We start from the raw sequence: 15,148 nt of genomic DNA, 5'->3' as shown, positions 1-15,148 counted from the left end.
GGCGCCCGCAACAGCGGGCGCCCGTCGCCGTCGGAGGCTCTGACCCTCTCCACAGACGTACGGGTGTGGAAGGTCAACCAGGTGCGGAGCAAGAAGGCTCCATACCAGATCCGTTGGACGGTAGCGGGAAAGGTGAAGGCCACCAGCTTCGCCACCGTCGCCCTCGCCGAGAGCCGCAGGTCAGAGCTGTGGCATGCGATGCGCAAGGGCGAGGCGTTCGACGTCGAATCCGGTCTGCCAGTCCGAACTTCGAGCGGCTGCCGCCAAGGCGAACGAGAAGCCCGACCCCTCGTGGTGGGACTTCAGCCGTGAGTACATGGCGAGCCGGTGGCGCACGGCAGCCGCCAAAACTCGTGAGGGGTTGGCCGACAGCCTGGCCACGGTGGCGCTCGCGATGGTGGAGGGCGGTAAGAAGGCGCCCACGCCGGAGGAGACGCGGCTCGCGATGCGGTGGGCGGTTGTACCGGCGCACCAGGATGAGGAGCCGCCGCCGGAACTCGTGGCGGCGTGCACGTGGCTCCGGACCCGGTCGTTGGCGCTCTCGGCTCTTACCGACCCCAAGGTGGTGCGGGACGTCCAGTACCGCCTCGCGTTCAAGCTGGACGACACCCCGGCAGCGGGGGAGACCTACAAGCGCCGACGCCGCGGCTTCAACACGGCCATGGAATACGCCGTCGAGTGCGGCTACCTAAAGGAGAACCCGCTCACCGGGGTGAAGCGTGCGGGGTCCACCAAGGGCGACGTGGTGGACCCCCGGGTCCTGGTCAATGCCGTGCAGGGCGAGCAGCTCCTCACGGCTGTCTCTTACGTGGGCTCCGTCCACCGGAACCGCGGGCGGCGACTCGTCGCCTTCTTCGCCTGCCAGCTGTACGCGGCGATGCGGCCGGCCGAGGCGGTGGGGCTCAGAAAGAAGGACTGTTACCTCCCCGAGAAGGGATGGGGGACGCTCACCCTCAAGGAGACCCGGCCGGTGTCCGGCAAGTGGTGGACGGACTCGGGGCAGCGCCACGACAAGCGCGGACTCAAGTCCCGCGAGCCCAAGGCGGATCGGCCCGTCCCGATTTCTCCGACGCTGGTCGCCATGCTCCGCGCGCACATAGCGGAGTTCGGCACGGCGAAAGACGGTCGGCTCTTCGCCAACGAGCGCGGCGCCGTGCTTGGGACGTCCAGCTATTGGAGGGTCTGGCAGGAAGCTCGGCCGGTAGCTCTTCCGCCGGACAAGGTGGAATCCCCGCTCGCCCACCGACCGTACGACCTGCGGCACACCTGCATCACGAACTGGCTGAACGCGGGGGTCCCCGTCGCCGAGGTGGCCCGCCGGGCGGGCAACTCGCCCGAGGTCATCCACCGCCGCTACGAAGGCTGTATCGACGGCCACGAGGAGCTGAACAACAAGAAGATCGAGAGGGCGATGGGGTGGGACGGTGAAGCTGCGGAGAACCAATGAGGGTGCGTCCAGGCAACGGTGCAGCATCACCGTCAGATCTCATGCGGAGTCCCTGCGAATGCTCCACCACCAACGGCTCACGGCAGCAACAGCCGCGTAGCCAGTCATGTGCAAGAGGGTCCGACGCCATGGGTTCGGGTCGGAGATGTCATGCTCCCCGCTATTCACCCTCGCTGCCAAGGCTTCGAACTTGGGAGATTGGAGTTGATCGGCTACCAGGGCCTCGACCAACACAGTCTTAGCCTCGCGATCCGCGATGATCCCCCGGAAGATCAAGAGGAACATGACGATGCACAGGAGGGTCCACCAGGCATTCAGCATTGCGCTTGCAGCGAAGCTGAGAAAAATGCCAGCGAGCCCGACGTTGACCTTGAAGGTGGCCTCGGCGGCCTTCCTGTCGTAGTCGCCGTAGAGATCCTTGTTCGCTGCGTAGAGGCGGGTGCGTAGCTCCGGGAGCTCGGAGAGCAACGCTGCGAGTCCCTCCCCCAGAACCGCTTCGTCCTCGTTCGAGAGGCGCAGCGTTCGCTGCGTCGGGAAGAGTCGACTCCGGACGTATCTCACTAGGTCCCTCATGGAGTGTCGAGAAAGGAGTGGTGAGGAGTACGTGATTTGACCGCTGGGAGTGGGCGTGGCGCTAAGCAGGTGCCCGCTGGTGATCCGAGCCACTGCTACGGGGGACAGCTCCAACATGCTGCCAACCAGGTAGGCGATGAAGATGCTGGCCGCAAATGCTGCCGGCTTCCCGGCCCACTCGACGAGAGCGTAGATCGGTTTCAGCGCGGCGGGCGCCTCTTCCTTCGTTGGTAGATCATCGCCTACGACAAGCAGCAATGCCACAACGTAGATATAACCGGTGGCCAGTGGGGTGCGAAGTTCTCGAATGCCAGGCAGCAGCGATGTCAGCACGAGTTCATGCTGTCCGCGTCGGGAGGTCGCGGCGTCAGGGACACGCGGAACACCCGCTGCTGCCCAGCGATGTATAGGACGTGTTCGGCGCGACCTCGCGGAGAGGGAGGAGCGTGCCTGGGTGTGACCGGCTAGCGGAACTGGCGGCCTGCAACCTCACTCGCCACTCACTCGCGACCAGTGACAGACAACGACAAAGAGCCGGACCCAGTGGGACTGGGTCCGGCTCTCGATGTCTGGCACATCCGCAGGTCAGCGGGTTGATCACGCTGTTCCGGCTTCTGTGCCCCCGGCAGGATTCGAACCTGCGCACACGGCTCCGGAGGCCGTTGCTCTATCCCCTGAGCTACGGGGGCGTCCGCCGCGTTCGGCGGCGACGGGTAGAACCCTACCAGCATCTGGGACGTGGCTGTGAACAGGTATTTCCGTCGCGTCACCGGCCCCTCGTTACCCCGCACGGGTCGGAAGTGGGCAAAACCCGGACGCAGCCACTTCCGGCGACCTACTCTCGTCGTGTGTCAGGCGTGTCCGGCCGGGTGCTTGTTGTCGATGACAACCGCGTGATCCGGCAGTTGATCAGGGTCAACCTCGAGCTTGAGGGCTTCGAGGTCGTGACCGCGGCCGATGGTGCCGAGTGTCTGGATGTCGTGCATCAGGTCTGTCCTGATGTCGTCACCCTCGATGTCGTCATGCCCAGGCTGGACGGGCTGCGAACCGCCGAGCGGCTGCGGTCCGATCCGCGGACCAGCCATGTGCCGGTCGCGATCGTCAGTGCCTGTACCGCGGCCGAGCTGGACAGCGGCGTCGCGGCCGGGGTCGACGCGTTCCTCGCCAAGCCCTTCGAGCCCACCGAGCTCGTCCGTGTCGTGCGGCAGCTCATGCGCCGGGAACGGGGAGAACGCGGCCCGCGCGGGGAGTGCCGCGGCGGCGGACAGGAGGGGCCGTCTGCCGTCGACGGCGGCGGACAGGAGGTCGTCGGACGGGCCGGGGAGTGCGAGCGGCTCCCATGAGCTGCGGCCATGAGCCGCTTCCATGAAACGTTCCGACGAGGCTTCCATGAAACGTTCCGACGAGCTGCCCCTTTGACTTACTCCTCCGACGTGGCGACCTCCGTGCGCCCGGCGACCTCTGCGACGCGGTGACCTCCCCCGCACAGCCCCCCGAGTGACCGCATCGCGAAACCGGTTCGCGTGACGCCCCCCCTCCTCCCATACGCTTGTCCCGTGACCCCCGCGGACCTCTCCCTCACCGTGCTGCACGCCGTGCGCCGCGCGGTCGGTGATGGTGCGCTGCGGGTCGCCGTTCCCGAGCGCGTGACGGTCGAGCGGCCCCGGCCCGGTGGGCATGGGGACTGGGTCAGCAGCGTCGCGCTCAAGCTCGCCGGTGCCGCCGGGCGCAAGCCCCTCGATGTCGCCGAGATCCTGAGGGAGCGGCTCCAGCGGAGCCCCGGGATCGCCGCCGTCGACGTCACCGGGCCCGGCTTCCTCAACCTCACCCTCGCGACCGGGGCCCAGCAGCGGCTCGTACGGGAGATCCTGCTGCGCGGGCGGCGGTACGGGTGGTGCGCACCCACCGGCCAGCTCGCCCAGGCCGACTTCCGCCCGGACGTACGCGCCGCCGTCACCGCCGACGCGGTGCGGAGGATCCTCCTCTCCCAGGGGTTCCTCGTCCGCACCCGCTGCGAGGGCGCCGCCGACCCCGCGTGGGCCGAGCTCGGCGTACGGATCGGGGCCGACGCCGAGGTCCAGGCCGAGGTCCAGTTCGAGGGCCGCCGCGACCGCCTGCCCGCCGACGTCGCGCCTCGCCCAGCGCCGCCCGCCGGCTCCGACCGCCTCTCCACCGAAGTCGCGCCCCACCCCGCCCCCCATGCCGGTTCCGCCATCGCGCCCCGCCCGGCCCCCCACACCCCCCGCGAGCTCGTACGGCGTCTCGGCGTCGACGCCGCTCGCTGGGGGCTCCTCTCCGCCGCCGGCCACGACGCACCCCGTCTCGGCGACGACCTCCTCCGCCAGCACGAGGGCAACCCCCTCTTCCGCGTCCGGTACGCCCACTCCCGTACCCGCGCCCTCCTGCGCAACGCCGAGCAGCTGGGGTTCCGGAGCGCGGCCGAGCAGCACGTCGAAGACGGGCAGGCCCTTGCCGACGTCCTCGGTGACCACCCCCTCGTCCTCGCCTCCGCCGCCCGGCTGCGCGCCCCCGACCGGGTCGCCCGGCATCTCGAAGCCACCGCCGACGCGCTGCTCGACTTCCAGCACACCGTCCTGCCCCTCGGCGACGAGAAACCCTCGGCCGCCCACCGTTCCCGGCTCGCGCTCGCCGAAGCCGCCGGGACGGTGCTCGCCGGTGGCCTCTCCCTGCTCGGCATCCGCGCCCCCGACCAGATGTGAAAGATGCAGACATGAGCCGTTCCGCCCACCCCGCCGGGCCCCGTCACGCCGACGTCCTCCCCGAGGGGCACTACTCCGCTCCGCCCGCCGACCTCAATCGTCTCGACCCCAAGGTGTGGGCCAGGACCGTCGGCCGTGACGACGACGGCGTGGTGACCGTGGGAGGCGTGCGCGTCGACGAGCTCCGCGAGCGCTTCGGTACGCCCGCCTACTTCCTCGACGAGTCCGACTTCCGTGCCCGCTGCCGCGCCTGGGCCGACGCCTTCGGCCGGGACGCCGACGTGTTCTACGCCGGCAAGGCGTTCCTCTCCCGCGCCATCGTCCGGTGGCTCAAGGAGGAGGGACTGAACCTCGACGTGTGCTCCGGCGGCGAGCTCACCACCGCCCTCGACGCCGGCATGCCGGCCGAGCGCATCGCCTTCCACGGCAACAACAAGTCCCAGGAGGAGATCCACCGCGCGGTCGAGGCCGGCGTCGGGCGCATCGTCCTCGACTCCTTCCAGGAGATCGTGCGCGTCGCGCACATCGCCCAGTCCCTCGGCAAGCGGCAGCGCGTCCAGATCCGGGTGACGGTGGGCGTGGAGGCCCACACGCACGAGTTCATCGCCACCGCGCACGAGGACCAGAAGTTCGGCATCGCCCTGGCGGGCGGGCAGGCCGCCGAGGCCGTCCGGCGCGCCCTGAAGCTCGACGGGCTCGAGCTCATCGGCATCCACTCCCACATCGGGTCCCAGATCTTCGACATGGCGGGCTTCGAGGTCTCCGCCCGGCGCGTCGTCCAGCTGCTCGCCGAAGTGCGGGACGAGCACGGCGTCGAGCTGCCCGAGATCGACCTCGGCGGCGGCCTCGGCATCGCCTACACCGCCGACGACGACCCCCGTGAGCCTCACCACATCGCCAAGGCCCTCACCGAGATCGTGACGCGCGAGTGCGAGGCCGCCGGGCTGCGTACGCCGCGCATCTCCGTCGAGCCGGGGCGCGCCATCGTCGGGCCCACCGCCTTCACCCTCTACGAGGTCGGCACCGTCAAGCCCCTCGAAGGGCTGCGGACGTACGTCAGCGTCGACGGCGGCATGTCGGACAACATCCGCACCGCGCTGTACGACGCCGAGTACAGCGTCGCCCTGGTGTCGCGGACGAGCGACGCCGAGCCGATGCTCTCCCGCGTCGTCGGCAAGCACTGCGAGAGCGGTGACATCGTGGTCAGGGACGCCTTCCTGCCCGCCGACATCGCCCCCGGCGACCTCATCGCCGTACCCGCCACCGGGGCCTACTGCCGCTCCATGGCGAGCAACTACAACCACGCACTGCGCCCGCCCGTCGTCGCCGTCCGCGACGGCGAGGCCAGGGTGATCGTCCGGCGTGAGACGGAGGAAGATCTCCTGCGTCTCGATGTCGGTTGATGAAATAGATGTCTCAGGATCCGGACGGAGGGCAGAAACCTCCGTCCGGTGAGTGAGACTGGTCCCACCGTAGAGATACGAAGTAGTACGAGAAACGAGGTCGGATGATGCGTACGCGTCCGCTGAAGGTGGCGCTGCTGGGCTGTGGTGTGGTCGGCTCAGAGGTGGCGCGCATCATGACGACGCACGCCGACGATCTCGCCGCGCGCATCGGCGCCCCGGTCGAGCTCGCCGGCGTGGCGGTCCGCCGCCCCGACAAGGTCCGCGAGGGCATCCCCGCCGAGCTGATCACCACCGACGCCACCGCCCTGGTCAAACGGGGCGACATCGACGTCGTCGTCGAGGTCATCGGCGGGGTCGAGCCGGCCCGCACCCTCATCACCACCGCCTTCGAGCACGGCGCCTCCGTCGTCTCGGCCAACAAGGCGCTCCTCGCCCAGGACGGCGCGAGCCTCTACGCCTCCGCCGATCAGCACGGGCAGGACCTGTACTACGAGGCCGCCGTCGCCGGCGCCATCCCGCTCATCCGGCCGCTGCGCGAGTCCCTCGCCGGCGACAAGATCAACCGGGTCATGGGCATCGTCAACGGCACGACCAACTTCATCCTCGACAAGATGGACACGTCGGGGGCCGGGTACAGCGAGGCGCTCGACGAGGCCACCGCGCTCGGATACGCGGAAGCCGACCCGACCGCAGACGTCGAGGGGTTCGACGCCGCCGCCAAGGCCGCCATCCTCGCCGGCATCGCCTTCCACACGCGCGTGCGTCTCGACGACGTCTACCGCGAGGGCATGACCGAGGTCACCGCCGCCGACTTCGCCTCCGCCAAGCGGATGGGCTGCACCATCAAGCTGCTCGCCATCTGCGAGCGCTCCGCCGACGGCGAGTCCGTCACCGCGCGCGTGCACCCCGCGATGATCCCGCTCAGCCACCCGCTCTCCTCCGTCCGCGAGGCCTACAACGCGGTCTTCGTCGAGGCGGAGGCCGCCGGGCGGCTCATGTTCTACGGCCCCGGCGCCGGCGGCTCTCCGACCGCCTCGGCCGTGCTCGGCGACCTGGTCGCCGTGTGCCGCAACAAGCTCAACGAGGCCACCGGCCCCGGCGAGTCCGCGTACACCCAGCTGCCCGTGAGCCCCATGGGCGACGTGGTGACGCGGTACCACATCAGCCTCGACGTGGCCGACAAGCCGGGCGTCCTCGCCCAGGTCGCGACGGTCTTCGCCGAGCACGGCGTGTCGATCGACACCGTCCGTCAGCAGGGAAAGGACGGCGAGGCCTCCCTCGTCGTCGTCACCCACCGCGCGCCCGACGCCGCCCTCTCCGGGACCGTCGAGGCGCTGCGCAAGCTCGACACCGTGCGCGGTGTCGCCAGCATCATGCGTGTTGAAGGGGAGTAAGGACCCATGACCAGCAAGGGCACCCACCAGTGGCGCGGCATCATCGAGGAGTACCGGGACCGCCTTCCGGTCACGGACACGACGCCGGTCGTCACGCTCCGTGAGGGCGGCACGCCGCTCGTCCCCGCTCAGGTCCTCTCCGAGCGCACGGGCTGCGAGGTGCACCTCAAGGTCGAGGGCGCCAACCCCACCGGGTCCTTCAAGGACCGCGGCATGACCATGGCCATCACCAGGGCCAAGGAGGAGGGCGCGCAGGCCGTCATCTGCGCCTCCACCGGCAACACCTCGGCGTCCGCGGCGGCTTACGCGGTCCGCGCCGGCATGGTCTCCGCCGTCCTCGTGCCGCAGGGCAAGATCGCGCTCGGCAAGATGGGCCAGGCCCTCGTGCACGGCGCGAAGATCCTCCAGGTCGACGGCAACTTCGACGACTGCCTGACCCTGGCCCGCGCCCTCTCCGACAACTACCCGGTGGCGCTGGTCAATTCGGTCAACCCGGTCCGTATCGAGGGCCAGAAGACCGCCGCGTTCGAGATCGTGGACATGCTCGGCGACGCCCCCGACATCCATGTGCTGCCCGTCGGCAACGCCGGCAACATCACGGCGTACTGGAAGGGGTACGGCGAGTACGCCGCGGACGGGCTCTCCACGCACCGGCCGCGCATGTGGGGCTTCCAGGCCTCCGGCTCCGCGCCGCTCGTGCGCGGCGAGGTCGTCAAGGACCCGTCGACCATCGCCACGGCGATCCGGATCGGCAACCCGGCCTCGTGGGACTTCGCGATCGCCGCCCGGGACGAGTCGGGCGGCTTCATCGACGAGGTGACGGACCGTGAGATCCTGCGCGCGTACCGTCTGTTGGCCTCCCAGGAGGGCGTCTTCGTCGAGCCGGCCTCCGCCGCGTCCGTCGCCGGTCTGCTGAAGGCCGCCGAGCAGGGCAAGGTCGACCCGGGCCAGCGGATCGTCTGCACCGTCACCGGCAACGGCCTCAAGGACCCGGACTGGGCGGTCGCCGGAGCGCCGCAGCCCGTCACCGTCCCGGTCGACGCCGCCGCCGCCGCCGAGCGCCTCGGCCTCGCCTGATCCTCCGTGTGTTCGCCTCTCCGGGAACCCCGGAGAGGCAAACCCGATCAGGAACGTACATAGGCGCACAGGAAGGCTCGCGACACGCATCGTGCGCCTCCTGTGCGCCCTATGTCGCGGCAGAACCTTCCTTCGATAGGCTGTACCGAACCCGCCCCGTTGCATATGCGCGGTGTCGTTGCCGTTGTCGCCCCCGAGGCAGAAACGGCCCCCGGGTCCTGCGTACTTCTCTTGCCCCACCCCGTAGTCAAACCGCCGCAGCACCACCCCCGCAGTGAAACCCCCCGCAGTCGCAAGTCAAGGAGAGTCATCGAGCGATGGCCGGTCCCGCGTTCCGCGCCGCCGCCGTACGGGTGCGCGTTCCCGCCACCAGCGCCAACCTCGGCCCGGGCTTCGACGCCTTCGGCCTGTCGCTGGGCCTCTACGACGACGTCGTCGTCCGAGTCGCCGACTCCGGGCTGCACATCGACATCGCGGGCGAGGGCGCCGAGACGCTCCCGCGCGATGAGAGCCACCTGCTCGTACGTTCCCTGCGTACGGCCTTCGACCTGCTGGGCGGTCAGCCGCGCGGCCTCGAGGTCGTCTGCGCCAACCGCATCCCGCACGGCCGCGGCCTCGGCTCCTCCTCCGCCGCCATCTGCGCGGGCATCGTCGCCGCCCGCGCCGTGACCATAGGCGGGGACTCCCGTCTCGACGAGACCGCGCTGCTCGAGCTGGCCACCGAGATCGAGGGACACCCCGACAACGTCGCCGCCTGTCTCCTCGGCGGCTTCACGCTCGCCTGGACCGAGTCCGGTGCCGCGCGGGCGATCAGGATGGACCCCGCGGATTCCATCGTTCCGGTGGTTTTCGTCCCCGGAAAGCCCGTACTGACCGAGACCGCCCGCGGTCTGCTTCCGCGCACCGTCCCGCACGTCGACGCCGCCGCCAACGCCGGACGCGCCGCGCTGCTGGTGGAGGCGCTGACCCGCCGCCCCGAGCTGTTGCTGGCGGCCACCGAGGACCGGCTCCACCAGGAGTACCGGGCCCCCGCGATGCCGGAGAGCATCGCCCTTGTGAACCGACTGCGGGCGGACGGCGTCCCCGCGGTCATCTCCGGCGCGGGCCCCACGGTGCTCGCGCTGGCCGAACACGGGACGGCCGACAAGGTCGCCCGACTGGCGGGCGAGGGATGGGCCGCGAACCGGCTCGACCTCGATGTGTCCGGAGCGAGTGTTCTGCCGCTCGCGCCCTAGGGGCGAGCGCGACACGTCCGGACACGGGATTGCCGGTGATGGAGAGGGGGAATGTTTGTTGGAGCCGGTAGTGTTAACCTCAAGTCTGCACCCGACGTCTTTGTGGCGCGGTGCTGAGTGTCCCCATCAGGGACCACCCATTCTTCCGGGAGCCTCCCCAACTGCCTGAGCAGCCTGCCTGAGCAGTTTCGAGCACGCTCCGGAACCGGCACGACACCCCTCGCTCTTCCCCGGTGAGGGCCGAGCAGGGGGCCTCGGGCCGGACCCACAGCACGTTTTCTCTCTCCGCCGTACCCGGCGGGACCACCGCCCCGACCCGGTCCAGAAGCAGGACCGTCGTCGGACAGCACAACCGGTCGCCGAGCCAGATGGCCGACGTCCGCTCCAGGGAAGGACCCTTCGTGAGCGACACCACCGATCTGATGGGCGTGACTGCCGACAACAGTGTCGACACCGCCGCGCCCGCCGCAGGTGCTGCCACTGGCACCACCGCACGGCGCCGCCGCTCCGGCACCGGCCTCGAGGGCATGGTCCTGGCCGAGCTGCAGCAGGTCGCGTCCGGCCTCGGCATCAGGGGCACCGCGCGTATGCGCAAGAGCCAGCTGATCGAGGTCATCAAGGAGGCGCAGGCCGGGGGAGGAGCCTCCGCCCCCGCCAAGGCCGCCGACGCGGCCGAGACCAAGCCGAAGCGCCGCGCCGCGTCCAAGGCCCGCGCCGGTGACACCGCCGCCGAGGCCGAGCCGAAGGCCGACAAGGCCGAGAAGGCCGTCGCCCAGCAGCAGATCGACATCCCGGGGCAGCCGGCCAGCGACGACCAGCCGGTCGGCGAGCGCCGCCGCCGCCGGGCCACCGCCCCGGCCGGCAGCCCGGAGGGCGAGGTCAAGGGCGAGACCGCCCAGGCCGTGAAGACCGACACCAAGGTCGAGGCGCGCACGGAGACCCGTACGGACACCCGTACCGACGCCTCTTCCGACGGCAAGGCCGAGGGCGCGGTCGACACCGCCGAGGGCCGTGGCCGTCGTGACCGTGGCGAGCGCGGCGACCGCCGTGACCGCGGCGACCGTCAGCGCGACCGCCGTGACCGCGGCAAGGGCGACGACCAGCAGGGCGGTGGCCAGGGCGGCCAGCGGCAGCAGCGTCAGGGCGGCCCGCAGGGTCAGCAGGGCGGCCCGCAGGACGACTTCGACGACGAGGGCGGCCGTCGTGGCCGTCGCGGCCGCTACCGCGACCGTCGTGGGCGTCGTGGCCGTGACGACTTCGCCGCCGGTGAGCCGCAGGTCTCCGAGGACGACGTCCTGATCCCCGTCGCGGGCATCCTGGACATCCTCGACAACTACGCGTTCATCCGGACCTCCGGCTACCTGCCCGGCCCGAACGACGTGTACGTCTCCCTCGCCCAGGTCCGCAAGAACGGCCTGCGCAAGGGTGACCACGTCACCGGCGCCGTGCGTCAGCCGAAGGAGGGCGAGCGCCGCGAGAAGTTCAACGCGCTGGTCCGCCTGGACTCCTCGAACGGCATGGCCGCCGACTCCGGCCGCGGCCGCCCGGAGTTCAACAAGCTGACCCCGCTCTACCCGCAGGACCGGCTCCGTCTGGAGACCGACCCGGGCGTGCTGACCACCCGGATCATCGACCTCGTGTCGCCGATCGGCAAGGGCCAGCGAGGCCTGATCGTGGCCCCGCCGAAGACCGGCAAGACCATGATCATGCAGGCGATCGCCAACGCGATCACGCACAACAACCCCGAGTGCCACCTGATGGTCGTCCTGGTCGACGAGCGTCCGGAAGAGGTCACCGACATGCAGCGGTCGGTCAAGGGCGAGGTCATCTCCTCGACCTTCGACCGCCCGGCCGAGGACCACACCACCGTCGCCGAGCTGGCCATCGAGCGCGCCAAGCGCCTCGTGGAGCTGGGTCACGACGTGGTCGTCCTGCTCGACTCCATCACCCGTCTGGGCCGCGCGTACAACCTCGCGGCGCCGGCCTCCGGCCGCATCCTGTCCGGTGGTGTCGACTCGACCGCGCTCTACCCGCCGAAGCGCTTCTTCGGTGCCGCGCGCAACATCGAGGACGGCGGCTCGCTGACCATCCTGGCCACCGCGCTGGTCGACACCGGCTCGCGCATGGACGAGGTGATCTTCGAGGAGTTCAAGGGCACCGGCAACATGGAGCTCAAGCTCGACCGGAAGCTCGCCGACAAGCGCATCTTCCCGGCGGTGGACGTCGACGCGTCCGGCACCCGTAAGGAAGAGATCCTGCTCGGCAGCGACGAGCTCGCCGTCACCTGGAAGCTGCGCCGGGTGCTGCACGCGCTCGACCAGCAGCAGGCGATCGAGCTGCTGCTCGACAAGATGAAGCAGACGAAGTCGAACGGCGAGTTCCTGCTGCAGATCCAGAAGACGACCCCGGGTGCCGGAAACGGCAACGACTAGTCGAGATATGGGTCACACGGCGGTATTGCGGGCTTTCTGTCCGTAATGCCGCCGTGACCTGCGTAAAGACCACTGTGCCCACCGTGCCTCGCACGGTGGGCACCGTGCGTAGCGGGGGTCGTCGAAGGCTCGCTCATCCAAACCTCACAGCTCCGCGTGCAACCCTTTTGGGTGTTTCGCCGTCACACAAAGTGAACCGAGGACCCGAGGAAGCAGATGACCGAGCAGAACAAGGGTGGCCGAATACGGGGCAGCGGCCGGCGCCGCAAGCTGCCCGCCAAGGGCCGCCGCGCGGCGACCGTCGCCGCCTGGAGCGCGGCCGGGCTCGTCCTCGTCGGTGGCTGCGGCCTCGGTTACGTCTACCTCAAGCTCAACGGCAACCTCGAGGGCGTCGACATCAACGCCCAGCTCGGTACCGACCGCCCCAAGAACCTCGACAACGGCTCGATGGACATCCTCGTCCTCGGCTCCGACTCGCGCTCCGGCGACAACGCCGCGTACGGCAAGGACGAGGGCGGTGCCCGCTCCGACACCGCGATGGTCGTCCACGTCTACGAAGGCCACCAGAAGGCCAGCGTCGTCTCCATCCCGCGCGACACCCTGATCGACCGCCCGGAGTGCACCGACGGGCAGGGCGCCACCGTCTCCGGCGAGAGCCGGGCGATGTTCAACACCGCGTACGAGGTCGGCGGCCCGGCCTGCGCCGTGAAGACCGTCGAGTCGATGTCCGGCATCCGTATGGACCACTACATCGAGGTCGACTTCACCGGCTTCAAGAAGCTGATAGACAAGCTGGGCGGGGTGGAGATCACCACCACCCGGCCGATCCAGGACACCAAGAGCCACCTCGACCTCACCCCGGGGACCCACACCCTCGACGGCGAGCAGTCCCTCGGCCTGGTCCGCACCCGCAAGAGCGTCGGCGACGGCAGCGACCTCGGCCGCATCCAGCTCCAGCAGGCCTTCATGAAGGCCTTCATCGACCGGGTCAAGGACGTCGGCGTCTTCACCAACCCGAAGAAGCTCCTGGACCTCGCCGACACCGCCACCAAGGCGATCACTCCCGACTCGGAGCTCGACTCCGTCAACGAGCTGATGAGCTTCGCCAAGGGGCTCGGCGGCCTCGGCGCCGAGGATGTCCACATGATCACGATGCCGGTCGAGTACGACCCCGCCGACCCCAACCGCGTCATCCCCCTGGAAGCCCAGTCCCAGCAGGTCTGGAGGGCGCTCAAGGGGGACAGGCCGATCCCCGCCTCGGCGACGAAGGACGCGGCCACCGGCAAGGCCGAGGGCCTCGTCAAGTAGGCCGGAGGCCCGGGACGCGGGCCCCGGAATAGTTTCACCACGGACCCGGTTTTGGGAGATACGGCCGGTCCTGGCAGACTGGTACGTCGGCCCCGGTTCACGCATGTGCATCCCGCACGGCGACCCGGTGCCCTCCCGAAACTAGGAGACACCTTGAAGCGCGAGATCCACCCCGAGTACGTCGAGACCCAGGTCAGCTGCACCTGCGGCGCGTCGTTCACCACGCGTAGCACCCTCACCGACGGCACCATCCGTGCCGAGGTCTGCTCCGAGTGCCACCCGTTCTACACGGGCAAGCAGAAGATCCTCGACACCGGCGGCCGCGTCGCCCGCTTCGAGGCCCGCTTCGGCAAGGCTGCGGCCAAGAAGTAGCACGTCACTGCGCCGGTCCTTGGTCGCTCCCGCAGGGGAGACCGGACCGGCGCTTTGCCGTCCCCGCAGCCCTTCACGCCTTCACGATTGAATCCAGGAGCACCCGATGTTCGAAGCGGTCGAGGAACTGGTCGGCGAACACGCCGATCTCGAGAAGAAGCTCGCCGACCCTTCGGTCCACTCCGACCAGGCGAACGCGCGCAAGCTCAACAAGCGTTACGCGGAGCTGACCCCGATCATCGGCACGTACAAGGCGTGGAAGCGGACGGCGGACGACATCGAGACGGCCAAGGAGCTGGCCGCCGACGACCCCGACTTCGCCGCCGAGGTCAAGGAGCTGGAGAAGCAGCGCGAGGAGCTGACCGACAAGCTGCGGCTGCTGCTCGTCCCTCGCGACCCCAGCGACGACAAGGACGTCATCCTCGAGATCAAGGCCGGCGCGGGCGGCGACGAGTCCGCCCTGTTCGCCGGCGACCTCCTGCGGATGTATCTGCGCTACGCCGAGCGCGTCGGCTGGAAGACCGAGATCATCGACTCCACCGAGTCCGAGCTCGGCGGCTACAAGGACGTCCAGGTCGCCGTGAAGACCAAGGGCGGCAACGGCGCGACCGAGCCCGGTCAGGGCGTCTGGGCGCGCCTGAAGTACGAGGGCGGGGTGCACCGAGTCCAGCGCGTGCCCGCCACCGAGTCGCAGGGCCGCATCCACACCTCCGCCGCCGGTGTCCTCGTGACCCCCGAGGCCGAGGAGATCGACGTCGAGATCCACGCCAACGACCTGCGCATCGACGTCTACCGCTCGTCCGGTCCCGGTGGCCAGTCCGTCAACACCACCGACTCCGCGGTCCGCATCACGCACCTGCCGACCGGCATCGTCGCCTCCTGCCAGAACGAGAAGAGCCAGCTCCAGAACAAGGAGCAGGCCATGCGTATCCTCCGGTCCCGGCTGCTCGCCGCCGCCCAGGAGAAGGCCGAGGCCGAGGCCGCGGACGCCCGCCGCAGTCAGGTCCGCACCGTCGACCGGTCCGAGAAGATCCGGACGTACAACTACCCGGAAAACCGGATCTCGGACCACCGGGTCGGTTTCAAGGCGTACAACTTGGACCAGGTGCTCGACGGCGACCTGGACGCCATGATCCAGGCCTGCGTCGACGCCGACTCCGCTGCCAAGCTCGCCGCGGCGTAAC

11 protein-coding genes, 1 tRNA gene and 1 pseudogene are annotated in these 15,148 nt (G+C 69.8%); 11 read left to right on the top strand and 2 right to left on the bottom strand.

Features of this window, described 5'->3' with window-relative positions; all coding sequences use genetic code 11:
* Window positions 1-39 precede the first annotated feature (39 nt).
* Window positions 40-1,447: pseudogene (locus ABZY12_RS18495) on the top strand (tyrosine-type recombinase/integrase).
* Between the two features lie 39 nt (window positions 1,448-1,486).
* Here ABZY12_RS18495 and ABZY12_RS18490 read toward each other — a convergent pair.
* Together ABZY12_RS18490 and ABZY12_RS18485 are read right to left on the bottom strand one after the other, a co-directional pair.
* Window positions 1,487-2,353 (bottom strand): hypothetical protein, encoded by an 867-nt coding sequence (locus tag ABZY12_RS18490; RefSeq protein WP_356891483.1) that lies wholly within the window; start codon window positions 2,351-2,353, stop codon window positions 1,487-1,489.
* 284 nt (window positions 2,354-2,637) lie between these two features.
* A tRNA-Arg gene (locus ABZY12_RS18485) sits at window positions 2,638-2,709 on the bottom strand.
* Window positions 2,710-2,820: 111 nt separating this feature from the next.
* Here ABZY12_RS18485 and ABZY12_RS18480 point away from each other — a divergent pair.
* The 10 genes from ABZY12_RS18480 to prfA all read left to right on the top strand — a co-directional run bounded on the left by ABZY12_RS18480 (window position 2,821) and on the right by prfA (window position 15,147).
* Complete coding sequence (locus tag ABZY12_RS18480) at window positions 2,821-3,363, top strand: response regulator (RefSeq protein ID WP_356891481.1); 543 nt, start codon at window positions 2,821-2,823, stop codon at window positions 3,361-3,363.
* A 213-nt stretch (window positions 3,364-3,576) separates the two neighbouring features.
* Complete coding sequence (gene nrtL, locus ABZY12_RS18475; RefSeq protein WP_356891479.1) at window positions 3,577-4,740, top strand: ArgS-related anticodon-binding protein NrtL; 1,164 nt, start codon at window positions 3,577-3,579, stop codon at window positions 4,738-4,740.
* Window positions 4,741-4,751: 11 nt separating this feature from the next.
* Window positions 4,752-6,143, top strand: coding sequence for a diaminopimelate decarboxylase (gene lysA / locus ABZY12_RS18470; protein WP_356891477.1), 1,392 nt, complete (start codon window positions 4,752-4,754; stop codon window positions 6,141-6,143).
* A gap of 104 nt (window positions 6,144-6,247) precedes the next feature.
* Entirely contained in the window at window positions 6,248-7,540 is a 1,293-nt protein-coding gene (locus tag ABZY12_RS18465; RefSeq protein WP_356891475.1) for a homoserine dehydrogenase, read from the top strand.
* Window positions 7,541-7,546: 6 nt separating this feature from the next.
* A complete protein-coding gene (gene thrC, locus ABZY12_RS18460) occupies window positions 7,547-8,617 on the top strand; it encodes a threonine synthase (RefSeq protein WP_356891473.1) in 1,071 nt (356 codons plus the stop codon).
* A 317-nt stretch (window positions 8,618-8,934) separates the two neighbouring features.
* Window positions 8,935-9,852, top strand: a complete 918-nt coding sequence (gene thrB, locus ABZY12_RS18455; RefSeq protein WP_356891471.1) for a homoserine kinase — start codon at window positions 8,935-8,937, stop codon at window positions 9,850-9,852.
* Window positions 9,853-10,253: 401 nt separating this feature from the next.
* Window positions 10,254-12,284, top strand: a complete 2,031-nt coding sequence (gene rho, locus ABZY12_RS18450) for a transcription termination factor Rho (RefSeq protein ID WP_356891469.1) — start codon at window positions 10,254-10,256, stop codon at window positions 12,282-12,284.
* Between the two features lie 216 nt (window positions 12,285-12,500).
* A complete protein-coding gene (locus tag ABZY12_RS18445) occupies window positions 12,501-13,592 on the top strand; it encodes an LCP family protein (RefSeq protein WP_356891467.1) in 1,092 nt (363 codons plus the stop codon).
* Between the two features lie 153 nt (window positions 13,593-13,745).
* Window positions 13,746-13,964: a 50S ribosomal protein L31 gene (rpmE, locus tag ABZY12_RS18440; RefSeq protein ID WP_137993330.1), complete on the top strand. Its 219-nt coding sequence runs from the start codon at window positions 13,746-13,748 to the stop codon at window positions 13,962-13,964.
* A 106-nt stretch (window positions 13,965-14,070) separates the two neighbouring features.
* Window positions 14,071-15,147 carry a peptide chain release factor 1 gene (gene prfA, locus ABZY12_RS18435; RefSeq protein ID WP_356891464.1) on the top strand — a complete coding sequence of 359 codons (1,077 nt, stop codon included), beginning with the start codon at window positions 14,071-14,073 and terminating at the stop codon, window positions 15,145-15,147.
* Window position 15,148: the final 1 nt, after the last annotated feature.

The organism is Streptomyces sp. NPDC006551 (genome assembly GCF_040611675.1).
Taxonomy (GTDB): domain Bacteria; phylum Actinomycetota; class Actinomycetes; order Streptomycetales; family Streptomycetaceae; genus Streptomyces.
The sequence above is the reverse complement of the archived record's forward strand: the minus strand, read 5'-3'. Positions and strand labels throughout refer to the sequence as shown.

What these genes read in the sequence shown, in the direction of transcription:
- ABZY12_RS18465 (WP_356891475.1), top strand. Translation starts at nt 6,248, where the DNA reads ATGATGCGTACGCGTCCGCTGAAGGTGGCGCTGCTGGGCTGTGGTGTG.
- thrC (WP_356891473.1), top strand. Translation starts at nt 7,547, where the DNA reads ATGACCAGCAAGGGCACCCACCAGTGGCGCGGCATCATCGAGGAGTAC.
- ABZY12_RS18445 (WP_356891467.1), top strand. Translation starts at nt 12,501, where the DNA reads ATGACCGAGCAGAACAAGGGTGGCCGAATACGGGGCAGCGGCCGGCGC.
- prfA (WP_356891464.1), top strand. Translation starts at nt 14,071, where the DNA reads ATGTTCGAAGCGGTCGAGGAACTGGTCGGCGAACACGCCGATCTCGAG.
- thrB (WP_356891471.1), top strand. Translation starts at nt 8,935, where the DNA reads ATGGCCGGTCCCGCGTTCCGCGCCGCCGCCGTACGGGTGCGCGTTCCC.
- lysA (WP_356891477.1), top strand. Translation starts at nt 4,752, where the DNA reads ATGAGCCGTTCCGCCCACCCCGCCGGGCCCCGTCACGCCGACGTCCTC.